This is a genomic window from Nocardia sp. NPDC020380, from assembly GCF_044386975.1.
GTDB lineage: Bacteria > Actinomycetota > Actinomycetes > Mycobacteriales > Mycobacteriaceae > Nocardia.
On sequence record NZ_JBIRVQ010000003.1, the window covers coordinates 639,639 to 652,736 of the forward strand.

The 13,098-nt window shown below is 69.0% G+C and carries 12 protein-coding genes; 4 read left to right on the top strand and 8 right to left on the bottom strand.

What is annotated here, in order from left to right; all coding sequences use genetic code 11:
* Window positions 1-26: 26 nt before the first annotated feature.
* The 4 genes from ndk to ACH438_RS10590 form a co-directional block, all read right to left on the bottom strand.
* On the bottom strand, window positions 27-443 hold the full coding sequence (ndk, locus tag ACH438_RS10575) for a nucleoside-diphosphate kinase (protein WP_397003508.1): 417 nt from the start codon (window positions 441-443) through the stop codon (window positions 27-29).
* 180 nt (window positions 444-623) lie between these two features.
* Window positions 624-1,049 (bottom strand): DUF4233 domain-containing protein, encoded by a 426-nt coding sequence (locus ACH438_RS10580; RefSeq protein WP_397003510.1) that lies wholly within the window; start codon window positions 1,047-1,049, stop codon window positions 624-626.
* The gene (locus tag ACH438_RS10585) at window positions 1,046-2,416 is read right to left on the bottom strand and encodes a bifunctional folylpolyglutamate synthase/dihydrofolate synthase (protein WP_397003746.1); all 1,371 of its coding nucleotides are present in this window, start codon (window positions 2,414-2,416) and stop codon (window positions 1,046-1,048) included. Before ACH438_RS10585 ends, ACH438_RS10580 begins: the two co-directional genes overlap by 4 nt.
* Before the next feature lie 77 nt (window positions 2,417-2,493).
* Window positions 2,494-5,196: a valine--tRNA ligase gene (locus tag ACH438_RS10590; protein WP_397003513.1), complete on the bottom strand. Its 2,703-nt coding sequence runs from the start codon at window positions 5,194-5,196 to the stop codon at window positions 2,494-2,496.
* Window positions 5,197-5,484: 288 nt separating this feature from the next.
* On the opposite strand from ACH438_RS10590, the gene ACH438_RS10595 reads away from it, so the two are divergent.
* Together ACH438_RS10595 and ACH438_RS10600 are read left to right on the top strand one after the other, a co-directional pair.
* Window positions 5,485-6,126, top strand: coding sequence for a class I SAM-dependent methyltransferase (locus ACH438_RS10595; RefSeq protein ID WP_397003515.1), 642 nt, complete (start codon window positions 5,485-5,487; stop codon window positions 6,124-6,126).
* A 209-nt stretch (window positions 6,127-6,335) separates the two neighbouring features.
* A complete protein-coding gene (locus ACH438_RS10600; RefSeq protein ID WP_397003517.1) occupies window positions 6,336-6,701 on the top strand; it encodes a hypothetical protein in 366 nt (121 codons plus the stop codon).
* An 80-nt stretch (window positions 6,702-6,781) separates the two neighbouring features.
* On the opposite strand, the gene ACH438_RS10605 is transcribed toward ACH438_RS10600, so the two are convergent.
* Entirely contained in the window at window positions 6,782-7,708 is a 927-nt protein-coding gene (locus ACH438_RS10605; protein ID WP_397003519.1) for a YegS/Rv2252/BmrU family lipid kinase, read from the bottom strand.
* Window positions 7,705-9,282 carry an FAD-binding oxidoreductase gene (locus ACH438_RS10610; RefSeq protein ID WP_397003748.1) on the bottom strand — a complete coding sequence of 526 codons (1,578 nt, stop codon included), beginning with the start codon at window positions 9,280-9,282 and terminating at the stop codon, window positions 7,705-7,707. Before ACH438_RS10610 ends, ACH438_RS10605 begins: the two co-directional genes overlap by 4 nt.
* Window positions 9,283-9,400: 118 nt before the next feature.
* On the opposite strand from ACH438_RS10610, the gene ACH438_RS10615 reads away from it, so the two are divergent.
* Together ACH438_RS10615 and ACH438_RS10620 are read left to right on the top strand one after the other, a co-directional pair.
* Window positions 9,401-9,994, top strand: a complete 594-nt coding sequence (locus tag ACH438_RS10615; RefSeq protein WP_397003521.1) for a TetR/AcrR family transcriptional regulator — start codon at window positions 9,401-9,403, stop codon at window positions 9,992-9,994.
* Window positions 9,995-10,021: 27 nt separating this feature from the next.
* Complete coding sequence (locus ACH438_RS10620; protein WP_397003523.1) at window positions 10,022-11,563, top strand: glycerol-3-phosphate dehydrogenase/oxidase; 1,542 nt, start codon at window positions 10,022-10,024, stop codon at window positions 11,561-11,563.
* A 7-nt stretch (window positions 11,564-11,570) separates the two neighbouring features.
* On the opposite strand, the gene ACH438_RS10625 is transcribed toward ACH438_RS10620, so the two are convergent.
* Together ACH438_RS10625 and ACH438_RS10630 are read right to left on the bottom strand one after the other, a co-directional pair.
* Window positions 11,571-12,410, bottom strand: a complete 840-nt coding sequence (locus ACH438_RS10625) for a patatin-like phospholipase family protein (protein ID WP_397003525.1) — start codon at window positions 12,408-12,410, stop codon at window positions 11,571-11,573.
* A gap of 62 nt (window positions 12,411-12,472) precedes the next feature.
* Window positions 12,473-12,922, bottom strand: a complete 450-nt coding sequence (locus ACH438_RS10630) for a hypothetical protein (RefSeq protein WP_397003527.1) — start codon at window positions 12,920-12,922, stop codon at window positions 12,473-12,475.
* Window positions 12,923-13,098 lie beyond the last annotated feature (176 nt).

Genomic DNA, 13,098 nt, shown 5'->3' on the forward strand with positions numbered 1-13,098 from the left:
TCAGGGGTATAACTCCCGAGCCTGCTCTAGAGAGCGAATTCGGGGAACCAGAGGGAAATCTCACGCTTGGCGGACTCGGGCGAGTCGGAGCCGTGCACGAGGTTGTACTGGGTCTCGAGGGCGAAATCGCCACGGATGCTGCCCGGGACGGCCTTCTCGACCGGGTCGGTGCCGCCGGCGATCTGGCGGAAGGCGGTGATGGCGCGGGGGCCTTCGAGCACGGCCGCGAGGACCGGGCCCGAGGTGATGAATTCGATCAGCGAGCCGAAGAACGGCTTCTCGGCGTGCTCGGCGTAGTGCTGGGCGGCGAGCTCTTCGGACACGTTCACGAGCTTCAGGTCCGCGAGCTTCAGACCCTTGCGCTCGATGCGGGTGATGATCTCCCCGACCAGGCCCCGGGCCACGCCGTCCGGCTTGATGAGTACCAACGTCTGCTCAGTCACGGCGCAACAGTACCGCCTCCCCGAAACCCGGTACCGCCTCCCCGAAACTTCAGCGCACGGCCTGGGAGCCGTAGCCGGTCATGCATGCGGGCCGGCGGCCGGGTGCCGAACCGATTTTGGTCGTACCCGACGAGTTACCCCGGTCGCAGCGAAACCAGTTGTCGCCGAAGCCACGAACGCTCACGCGCCGGGTATCCGCTGGCTGGGCAGCAGGCCCGCGTCCATGCGCTTCTTCACGTCCGCGCGGAGGAAGAGGATGAACAGCCATACCGCGACGAAGACGACGCCGATGACCAGGATCGACAGGTGGATGAAACCACCGAGCAGCAGCAGGACCTGCAGGGCGAGGTTGAACGGGATCGCCCAGGACCGGCGTTGCAGACCCGCGCCGAGGAACATGACCACGGCGAGACCCACGACATAGAGGATCGACCACCACTTCAGGCCGCCACCGACCGCGCTGATCACCGGCAACGCCAGCAGGACCGTGATGGCCTCCAGGACCAACGTTCCCGCCATCACACCGCGCAGGCCCTTCCACGGGTCGGTCGCGGGCGGCGGAACCTCGGCCTCGGCGTTGCCACCACCGTCAGCGTGGTCCGTCATGCGGGATCCTTTCCGAACAGACTCCGGGCAGCACCGGCGGTGACGACCGATCCGGTGATGACGATGCCCGCACCGGAGATGAGTTCAGCATCCTCTCCCCCTTCGGCGAGCGCGATGGCGGTCTCGATGGCATCCGCGAGATCGTGTGCGACGGCGACCCGTTCGTCACCGAAGCGCTGCACGGCGAGGTTGGCGAGATCGTCCACGGGCATGGCGCGCGGAGAACCGTTCTCGGTGACCACGATCTCGTCGAAGACGGGTTCGAGGGCATCGAGGATGCCGCCGGCGTCCTTGTCGCCCAGCACCGCGATCACGCCGACCAGCTTGCGGAAGTCGAATTCGCTTGTCAGCGTGGCCGCCAGCGCCGCCGCCCCGTGCGGGTTGTGCGCGGCGTCGAGGAAGATGGTCGGCGCGCTGCGCATGCGCTCCATCCGGCCCGGGCTGACCGAGCTCGCGAAACCGGCTCGCACGGCGTCGATATCGAGCTGGCGGGAGGCGCCCGCACCGAAGAACGCCTCGACCGCGGCCAGCGCCAGCGCCGCATTGCGGGCCTGATGCTCACCGTGCATGGGCAGGAAGATGTCCTCGTAGACGCCGCCCAGGCCCTGCAGTTCCAGTACCTGCCCGCCGACGGCGACGCGGCGGGTGAGCACCTGGAACTCCGAACCTTCGCGTGCCACAGCCGCGTCCACCTCGACGGCGCGGCGCAGCAGCACTTCCATGACCTCGGGCTCCTGCTGCGCGATGACCGCCACGGTATCGACCGGGACGAGCTCGTTCTCGCGGGCCTTCTTGATGATCCCGGCCTTCTCCCCCGCGATGGAAGTGAGGTCGGGGCCCAGGTATTCGGTGTGGTCCAGGCCGATCGGGGTGATGACGGCGACCTGGCTGTCGATCACATTGGTGGCGTCCCAGCGGCCGCCCATCCCGGTTTCGACGACCGCCACATCCACCGGGGCTTCCGCGAAGGCCGCGTAGGCCATGGCGGTGAGCACCTCGAACTTGCTCATGGCCGGGCCGCCCGCCGCTTCGGACTGCTTGTCGATCATCTCGACGAAAGGCTGCAGTTCCCGGAAGGTTTCGACATAGCGGCCCGGGGTGATCGGGGCATTGTCGATGGCGATGCGCTCGGTGGCCAGCTGCAGGTGCGGGCTGGTGATGCGCCCGGTGCGCCGGTGCAGCGCGGTGAGCAGCGAGTCGATCATGCGGGTGACCGAGGTCTTGCCGTTGGTGCCCGCGATGTGGATGGACGGGTAACTCTGCTGGGGCGAGCCCAGCACATCCATGAGCGCGGCGATGCGGGCCAGCGACGGCTCGATCTTGGTTTCCGGCCAGCGCTGGTCGAGTTCGGCCTCGACCAGCGCCATTTCGGCCAGATCCACCGGCGAGGTGCCGGTGGTCAGCGGGATGTCGTGCGCGTACTGCTGACGTTCGGGTTCGTCGTTCACTTGCGCTCCGCCAGTTTCGCGATCTCGGCCAGCCGGGCCTGGATACGGTGGACTTCGGACTCGGCGATCTCCTTGCGCGCCTTGATCTTCGCCACCACATCGTCGGGGGCCTTGGCCAGGAAGGCCTCGTTGCCGAGCTTACCGGTGGTGCCGGCCAGTTCCTTCTGCGCTGCGGCGAGGTCCTTTTCGAGGCGGCGCGCCTCGGCCTCGAGGTCGACGGTGCCGGAGGTATCGATCTCGACCGTCACCATGCCGCCGGCGAGGCGCACCTCGAGCGAGGCGGTCGCGGCGAAATCGGCCTCCGCATCGGTGAGCCGGGCCAGGTTGGCGATCTCGGCAAGTTGACCGGACAGACCGGCGTCGCCGATACCGATCAGCTTGGCCGCAACCTTCTGCTTGTCGGCGAGACCCTGGTCGCTGCGGAAGCGGCGGATCTCGGTGACCAGCTTCTGCAGGTCCGAGATGTGCTGGGCCGCCACGGCATCGGTGGCGATGCCGCTGGCCTGCGGCCATTCGGCGATGACGATGGATTCGCCCTCGGCGCCCTGGGTGAGTGCCTGCCACAGCGATTCGGTGACGAACGGGATCGCCGGATGCAGCAGGCGCAGCACCGAATCCAGCACATTGCCGAGCACGATGCGGGTACTCGCGGCGCGCTCCTCGGACTCGGCGAACTGCACCTTCGCCAATTCCAGGTACCAGTCGCAGAGTTCGTCCCATGCGAAGTGGTAGAGCGCCTCGCAGGCCTTGCCGAATTCGTAGCGGTCGAACGCGGCGTCCACTTCACCGCGCACCTCGTCGAGGCGGTCCAGGATCCAGCGGTCGGTGTCGGTGAGGGTGTCGCGGGCGGGCAGTTCGCCCGGCGCGGCGCCGTTCATGAGCGCGAACTTGCTGGCATTGAACAGCTTCGTGATGAAGCTGCGCGAGGCCGTCACGTGCGGCGTGCCCACCGACAGGTCGGAGCCGGGCTGCGCGCCGCGGGCCAGGGTGAACCGGGTTGCGTCCGCGCCGTATTCGTCGATCCATTCCAGGGGATCGACGCCGATGCCCTTGGACTTGGAGTACTTGCGGCCGAATTCATCGCGAATCAGGCCGTGCAGGAACACATCCTCGAACGGGACCTGCTTCTGCTGCGCGTCCTTGCCGGCATTGATGACCGGGTCGTCGGACACGAACATGCCGAACATCATCATGCGAGCCACCCAGAAGAACAGGATGTCGTAGCCCGTCACGAGGACGCTGGTGGGATAGAACTTCCGCAGTTCCGGGGTGGCGTCGGGCCAGCCCATGGTGGAGAAGGGCCAGAGGCCGGAGGAGAACCAGGTGTCGAGGACGTCCGGGTCCTGCACCCAGCCTTCGGGGGCCTGCTCGTCGGGGCCGACGCAGACGGTTTCGCCCTCGGGGCCGTACCAGATGGGAATGCGGTGGCCCCACCACAGCTGGCGTGAGATGCACCAGTCGTGCATGTTGTCGACCCAGTCGAACCAGCGCGGTTCCTGGCCGGCCGGGTAGATCTGCACGTCGCCCTCGCGGACGGCGTCACCGGCGGCCTTGGCGAGGGTCTCGACCTTCACCCACCACTGCATGGACAGGCGGGGTTCGATGGGTTCGCCGGAGCGCTCGGAGTGGCCGACGCTGTGCACGTACGGGAACTTGCGGGCGACCACGCGGCCTTCGGCTTCCAGGCGTTCGCGGATCTTCAGCCGCGCCTCGACGCGGTCCATGCCGTCGAATTCGGTTCCGCTGTCGGCGATCTTGCCGGTCTTGTCCATGATGGTGGGCATGGGCAGGCCGTGGCGCAGGCCGAGTTCGAAGTCGTTGGGGTCGTGCGCGGGGGTGATCTTGACTGCGCCGGAACCGAATTCGGGGTCCACGTAGTCGTCGGCCACGATCGGGATCTGGCGGCCGGTGATGGGGTGGTAGACGGTGGTGCCGACGAGGGCCCGGTAGCGCTCGTCGTCGGGGTGCACGGCCACGGCGGTGTCGCCGAGCATGGTCTCCACGCGGGTGGTGGCCACGATCACGTGCGGCTCATCGTCGTTCAGCGAGCCGTAGCGCAGCGAGACCAGCTCGCCGTCCACGTCCTCGTACTTCACCTCGACGTCGGAGATGGCGGTCTCCAGCGACGGCGACCAGTTCACCAGGCGTTCGGCGCGGTAGATGAGGCCCGCGTCGAAGAGGCGCTTGAAGATGGTCTGCACGGCGCGGGACAGGCCCTCGTCCATGGTGAAGCGGTCGCGGCTCCAGTCGATGCCGTCGCCGAGGCGGCGCATCTGGCCCTGGATGGCGCCGCCGGACTCGCGCTTCCAGTCCCACACCTTCTCGATGAAGAGTTCGCGGCCGAAGTCTTCCTTGGTCTTGCCGTCGACGGCGAGCTGCTTCTCCACCACGGACTGGGTGGCGATGCCGGCGTGGTCCATGCCGGGCAGCCACAGCACCTCGTAGCCCTGCATGCGCTTGCGGCGGGTCAGCAGGTCCATGAGGGTGTGATCGAAGGCATGACCCATGTGCAGGTTGCCGGTCACATTGGGCGGCGGGAGCACGATCGAATAGGGGGGCTTGCCGCTGCTCGCGTCGGCGGTGAAGTATCCAGCGGCTACCCAGCCCTCGTACAGGTCGACCTCTACTTCGCCGGGGTTCCAGCTCTTGGGGAGGGCATCGGCACGATTGCGTGGGGTCTCAGAGGCTGCGCTGGTCACCGTGCGATTCTAATTGCTGTGATTCGACGGTCCCTACCGGGTTTTACACAGCCGAAGAGCGGGGCTCTCGGCGGATGAGGGACACCGAGAACCCCGCCCTCGAAGGCTAGATTACCGCCTTTTCGCGCAGCTTCTCCGAACCCACATCGAATTCTCAGCTTCCGGCCCAAATGCGCCAGGCTAGAGCACAATTCGTTGCATCCACGTTGCATCGAGCGCACAGAACCGACCGCTTTCCACTGTGATTTCACACAGCCCCCGCGCAGAATCGGCGGTAACCTGCAGGATGTGAACGCCATTGTCACGAAGGTGATGTCCACCGTCGCCGGGCAACTCGGTAAGCCGCACGGCCTGCTCGGGAAGAGCGTGGTGGCGCGACTACTGGATCGCGCGAACCTCTTCATGATCGAAGGCGCGGTCACGGCCGCCGAGGTGACGCCGGGCGATGTGGCGGCCGACCTCGGATTCGGTGGCGGGGCAGGGATTTCACTGCTGCTGGATCGCGTCGGGCCGAACGGGTCGGTGATCGGCGTCGAACTGTCCCGGGAAATGCTGGAACGAGCCGGATCACGCTTCCGCGGCGATATCGCCACCGGGCGACTGCGGGTGCAAGAGGGCTCGCTGACCGAACTGCCGCTGGACGATGCGTCACTGGATGCGGTGATCACCCTCAATACGGTGTACTTCGTGCCCGAACTGGACCGGGTCTGCGCCGAGCTGGCGCGAGTACTGCGGCCCAAAGGGCGGGCTGTCATCGGTATCGGCGATCCGGACACCATGGCGCGGATGCCCTTCACCGCACACGGATTCCGGCTGCGACCGGTCCCGGAAGTGGTCGCCGCGCTGGAGAGCGCGGGACTCACCGTGGAACAGCGGACGCTGGACCGGAAGCCCATCCCCGGCCACCTGCTCGTCGCCCGGCACGCCTAGCCTTGGCGGATCGCCCGGTCGGAGGCCGTGTCCTGGATCACAGGACCCGTGCTTCGTGAGCATGGCGGCATTCCTCTTGTCACGGCTATCGCCGCTGGTGTGTCCTTGGTGTCCGGCTGGCGCCAGTCGCTACCACTTCCCATACGCAGTTCCGAGACACCTCCACCACCGCAGGCCGATCCGGTCTCGCTGAGGGAAAGAGAGTCATCATGCGTGCTCGCGTCCTCATCGTCACCGCCGCTCTCGCCACTGCCACCGCCGCCGGACTGCTGGCGGCCGGAACCGCCTCCGCCGCAACACCGATCGCGATTCCGCAGTTCGGGGCCTACGGACTGGAACTCTCACACGGGGAAACCCAATCGCTGGCCAACAGCCCGCTGCCCGCACTCGTGGATCGGTTCGTCCCGCATTCCGCGGTGACCGTGGGCATTCAGCCGGATTCCGCTCTCCCCCAGGACAATTCCAATGTCTACGCCGGACTGAACGACATCGTCGGCGAAGCCGCATCCCGGCCCGGCGGGCAGGTGGACGTACTGCTCGATACGCAGGGTTTGATCGTCTTCCAGCAGTGGTGAGACCCTGAAGACGTTGCGCCCCTCGCCTGTTCGGCGAGGGGCGCAGTCGTATGCGCGGATCGGCGCGCAGGGAATCGCGCTCAGGGTACGAGGACGTCCAATGCACCCGCGTGCGTACGGAAGGTGGCGGGCAGCAGGCCGACAGGGTCGCCGTCCGCGGTAGCCGGGGCGCCCGGGGCGGTGAGGGTGATGGTGGCCGCCCGGTAGCCGACCGCGGCCGGATGATCGATGCGCTTGCCCGACGACAAGGTCGGGAGCAGGCGCAGCATGTCGAACCGCGACATGGCGCCGACCACGGTGAGATCCAGCAGGCCGTCGTCGATGAGCGCATCGGGGCAGATCAGCATGCCGCCGCCGTAGGTGCGGGTATTGCCGACCGCGACCATGACCGCGTCCAGTTCGATGACGGTGCCGTCCGGATGATCCGGGGAACCCTGCAGTTCGATGCGGTAGGGGACGTCGAGCTTGCCGGCGAGCTCCAGCAGCGCGGCCACCGTATAGCGCAGCGGCCCCTTGGGGTAGCGCATGCTGTTGGCCCGCAAGGTCACTCGCGCGTCGAGACCTGTGCCGGTGACCGTGGCGAACCAGATCGGCGTGCTCGAATCACCGGTTTCGACGGTGCCGAGGTCGATGGTGCGGGTGCGGCCGCCGAGCACCACGTCCACCGCGGCGGCGGTCTCGTCGGGGACGCCGACCTCGCGGGCGAGGTCATTGCCGGTGCCCGCGGGCACCAGGCCGAGCGGCACGCCCTGGCCTACCAGGGCCTGCAGGGTGACGCACACCAGTCCGTCGCCGCCCGCCGCCACCACGGCGTCGGGCCGGGTGGCCGGGTCGGCCAGCGCCTTGCGGACCAGCAGCGCGGTATCGGCCGCGGAGCTGCCGAGAATCTCGTTCACGGCGATATCGCGGGCCGCGAAGAGCCGCGCGGCCTCGCGGGCCACCTGTTCGCCCTTGCCCTGGCCGGACAGCGGGTTGGTCACCAGGGCGACCGATCTGATCTGGGTCACGGAATCAGCTTCCCGGGGTTGAGGATTCCGGCGGGGTCGACCGTCTGCTTCACCGCGCGCAGCACCTGGACACCCAGGTCGCCGATCTCGGCGGTCATCCACGGCCGGTGATCGGCGCCGACGGCGTGATGGTGGGTGATGGTGCCGGAGGCGGCGATGATGGCGTCACCGGCGGCCTGCTTGGCCTGGGCCCACTGGGCGATCGGGTCGTCGGCCTGCTTGCCGACAATGGTGAAGTACAGCGAGGCGCCGGTCGGGTAGGTGTGCGAGATATGGCACATGACCAGCACCGGAGCGCCTTGCACGGCCAGCGATTCGGTGAGCGCCGCAGTCACTTTCGCCTTCAGTTCGGCGAGATTGGACCAGCTGGTGGCGGTTTCGAGGGTCTCGCAGAGGATTCCGGCGTCCAGCAGCGCATCCCGCAGGTAGGGGGCGGAGAAGCGGCCGTGCTCCCACTCCTTGGCGGGGGTTTCGCCGAGCGCGGTGCCGCCGGCGGCGGCCAGCAGGCCGGCGGCCTCGGCGCTGCGGGCCGCGACATGGGCCGCGGTGCCTTCGAAGGTGGTGACGGCGAGGCAGCCGCCGACGGGTGCGCCGCCGATATCGCCGGCGCGGGCCAGGTTCAGGCCGGTCTCGGCCTCGTCGGAGAGGCGCATGACGGTGGGGGCGGCGCCGGCCTGGATGACCGAGCGCAGTGCCGCCGCGCCGGTGGCGAAGTCGGGGAAGGACCAGGCCTGGTAGGCGGTGGTCTCGGGGACGGGGTGCACGCGCAGGGTGACCTCGGTGATGATGCCGAGGGTGCCTTCGGAGCCCGAGAAGAGTTCGCGCAGATCGGGTCCGGCGGCGGAGGCGGGAGCGCGGCCGAGGTCGAGGGTGCCCTGCGGGGTGGCGATGCGCAGGTGCTGGATCATGTCGTCGAAGCGGCCGTAACCGGCCGACGCCTGACCCGAGGAGCGCGTCGCGGCGAAACCGCCGATGCTGGCGTATTCGAAGCTCTGCGGGAAGTGGCCGAGCGAAAGTCCGTGTGCGCCCAGCAGTTCCTCGGCCTGCGGTCCGGTGAGGCCGGCGCCGAGGGTGGCGGTGCTGCTGACCGGGTCGACCCGGGTGAGGGTGTCGAGGCGGCGCAGGTCCACGGCGAGTACGGCGTCGAAGGCGCCGCGCACGGGGTCGAGTCCGCCGACGACGCTGGTGCCGCCGCCGAACGGGACGACGGCGATCGCATGGGCGGAGCAGTACTCCAGCAGGGCCAGGACTTCGGCGTGATCGGCCGGGAAGAGTACGGCGTCGGGTGCGTCCTGTTCCCCGTCCGCGCGGCGGCGCAGCAGGTCGGGGGTCGACTTGCCGCCCGCGTGCCGCAGGCGATCGCGGTGATCGGCGGAGACATTGCCGGCGCCGACCACCGCGACGAGCCCGGCGTGCTGTTCGGGGGTGAGGGCCGATGCGCGCAGCGGCACGTCGCCCTCATCGCGACGGGTCGCCGGCTCACCGGACACCCCGAACACCTGACCGAGCAGTCCCCGGATCTGTTCCGGGAGCGGTTTGTGTCCGGACGGGGAGCCCCAGGCGTCCCACACCATACTCGCGCGGGCTTGCGGCTCGCCCGGGTTTGCTGTCGATGCGGAGGCTGCTCGAGTGTCGACCATGCGTTACAGTCTGACATATAATGTCAAGCAGTAACGGAACTACTCTCCGGTGGTGGCAATCGTGACCTCGACCGAAACCCCCTCCGCCGTCGATCGGGCGATCCTCGACGCGGCCCGCGCCTGCGTCGCCGAATTCGGCGTACGCCGCACCACCCTCACCGAAGTCGCGCGCCGCGCGAGCGTCAGCCGGCCCACCGTCTACCGGCGCTGGCCCGACACCGGATCACTCGTCGCCGACCTGCTGGTCCGGGAACTGCGCGAGATCATCGCCGAGGCCGTGCCCGCCGCGGGCAGCGCACGCGAACGACTGGTCGGCGCGATCGTCGGCGGCGGCGCGACCATGCGGCAGAACCCGCTCTTCGCCAAGATCTTCCGCGCGGACGCCGACCTGATGCTGACGTACGTGTTCGAACGGCTCGGCCGCAATCAGCGGGCGCTGCTCGAACTGTTCGGCGACGGGATCCGGGAAGGGCAGGCGGACGGGTCGATTCGCGCCGGGGATCCGCAACGCATGGCGGGCATGGTGCTGCTCATCGGGCAGTCCGCGGTGCAATCGGCCGGCACCATCGCGCCCGTCCTCGATTCCGGCCAGCTGGATACCGAACTCGCGCACGCGCTCCACGCCTACCTGGCTCCCAGCAAATAGCTCTCCGCCTCGTCGAAAGGTCTCCCCATGACCGGGAATTCAGTCCACTCCGACTCCGTGCTCGATGCCGCGCGACGGCAGCGGGAACTGCGGGCGCTCGGCGACGGCGCGGCCATCGACGTACTGGTGATCGGCGGCGGTATCACCGGGGTGGGTGTGGCCCTCGATGCCGCCGCGCGCGGATTGCGCACGGTACTGGTGGAGAAGCACGACCTGGCGTTCGGCACCAGCCGCTGGAGTTCCAAACTCGTGCACGGCGGGCTGCGGTACCTGGCCAGCGGCGGGGTGGGCATCGCGCACGAGAGCGCGGTGGAACGCGACATCCTGCTGACCCGCACCGCACCGCATCTCACCCGGGCACTGCCGCAGGTGGTGCCGCTGCTGCCGAATATCGGTGCGGCGCAGAAGCTGCTGGTGCGGACCGGATTCGTGGCCGGTGATGTGCTGCGGCGGGCGGCCGGGACCTCATCGTCGGTGCTGCCGCGGTCGCGGCGGGTGGCGGCGGCCGAGGCGCTGCGGCTGGCGCCGACCGTGCGGCGGGCCGGGCTGCGCGGCGGACTGCTCGCCTGGGACGGGCAACTGGTGGACGATGCGCGGCTGGTGGTGGCGATCGCACGCACGGCGGCCTCGCACGGGGCATCGATTCTCACGCGCGTGGCGGCGACCGAGGTTTCCGGTGAGCAGGCCACACTGGTGGATCAGCTGACCGGCGAAACCCTCACCGTCACAGCGCGTTCGGTCATCAATGCGACCGGCGTGTGGGCCGATCAGGTGGATCCGAGCATCGAATTGCGGCCCTCACGCGGGACGCACCTGGTGTTCGACGCCGCGGCCTTCGGCGGGCTCACGGCCTCGCTGACGGTGCCGATTCCGGGCAGTACCAGTCGTTTCATCTTCGCGTTCCCCGCCGCGCACAATCGCGTGTACCTGGGCCTCACCGACGAGGAAGCGCCCGGCCCGGTGCCGGACGTGCCGCACGCCACCGACTCCGAGATCGATTTCCTGCTCGACACCGTCAACACCGTCCTGCGGGAACCCTTGACTCGCAACGACATCCGCAGCACCTTCGCGGGCCTGCGCCCACTACTGCGCACCGGCGGCGACAGCACCGCCGACATCTCCCGCGAGCACGCCGTCCTGACCTCGCCGACCGGCGTGATCACGGTGGTCGGCGGCAAGCTCACCACCTACCGCAAGATGGCCGAGGACGCCGTCGACGCGGCCGTCACCCACTCCCACCTGACCGCATCCCCCTGCCGCACAAAGCGTCTCCCCCTCGTCGGCGCGGTCTCCGGCGCGGCCCGCGACCGCATCCCGGCCCCGGCCCGCCTGGTCGAACGCTACGGCAGCGAAGCCACCGCCATCCTCGAGCTCGCCGAGCGCGATCCGGCCTTGGCCGCGCCGGTGGCCCCCGGAATCGATGTCACAGCAGCCGAATTCGTCTTCGCCGTCCGCGCCGAGGGCGCCCTGGACATCGACGACTTGCTGGACCGCCGCACCCGCATCGGCCTCGTCGAAGACGACCGCCGCGCCGCCGAACCCGCCGCCAAGGCCGCCTTCGAGCAGTAGGACTTCGTCAGTTCCAGAGTCGGTCGATGCGAGCCGCTTCGGCGCGGCCCTGGGCGCGGCCGGCTTCGGCTGCGGGCGTGCGGGTGGCGGGGTCGAGGGGGTTGTCGCCGATGGCGGCGAAAGTGGCCTCATTCGGGGCGATCACCACGACGCGGGAGCCGGCGGCGGTGAGGGCGGCTACTTCTTCGTCCACGCGGGGGTCGGGCGTGGGTAGGAGGATGAGGATGCGGTCGTGGCCCGCGGCGAAATCCGAATTGCTGCTGGAGCGGACGCCGCCGTCGATGTAGCGGGCGCCGCCGATCGGGACCACGGGCCAGACCAGCGGCACCGCGGAACTGGCTGCCACCGCGTGGATCAGCGATACGCCGGAGGCGCGGTCGAAGATCTGCGGTTCGCCGGTATCGGCGTCGACGGCGACGACCCGCACGGTGCGGTCCGGCCAATCGTGTACGGGCAGGCGGGTTTCGATGACGGCGTAGCGGGCGATGACCGGCACGGTATGCGCGGCGCCGGCCAGTTCACCCAGGCGGCGGCCCACTTTCGCCTGATCACCGGCGGCTTCGACGACGATTTCGCCCCAGAGCGTGCCGAGGTCGAGCAGCGGGTTGCCGGATGGCGCCAGTTCGCGGCTCTGCAGGGCGGGTTCGGTCTGCCGCCGGAACAGTTCCTCGAGGGGCAGTCCGCTGCCCACCTGGGCGGCCACATTCGCCCCGGCGGAGGTGCCGAGCAGCAGGTCGGCGCCGGTGACGTCGACTCCGGCGTCGGCGAGTCCCGCGATGACCCCGGTTTCCCAGGCGATTCCGGCCACGCCTCCGCCGCCCAGTACCAGGGCCCGTGTCTGCGCCATTCTCGACTCCTCTGCTCGGATCGAAGCAACCGGTCTGTCGCCCAGCGCATTCCCGGTGCGCGTCAGTTGATGACGAGGCAGCCGGACCCCGAGTTCAGGCCCATACCCACGTGCACATCGACATACGGGAAGACATCCGGACCCGGCTGACTGTGCTGGACCGCCTGAATGCGGTGCCGGCCGGGAGTAGCAGGCGTCCACGGCACCTGGGCCAGCCAGCCCGACGGCGCGGACCAGGCGAAGGGAATCCCATTGTCGTAGAACACGACCGGGGTCGTCGGATCGTCGACGTAACCGTTGATCGTGTACGAGCAACTCGTCCCGAAATTCGACGCCATCCCGAAACTGATGCCGGGTTCCGCCCCGACCCGGGTCGCGGTGGCCTGCGCGGGCGCGGCGCACACCGTCACGGCGGCCAGCCCGGACAGGCCGAGCGCGCCGGTCAGATACCGCAGGCGGCGGGTGCGAAGTGCCGGAGTCGTAGTCCTGTTCCTGATGATCGTGCCCGTCATGGTGCGGTCCTCGTCGGTCCTGCCGGGCCCGGTGCGCCGGCACGATGCCCCGATCCTTCCGCCCGATGCGCCCCCGCGAGGCGTATTGCCACAATCTGGCGAGTCGCGTCGGCCCGTACCGCCCGAACGCCACCGGTCCTATGCTTGGCTGCGATATGGCGAGCGCCGGGAGAGGG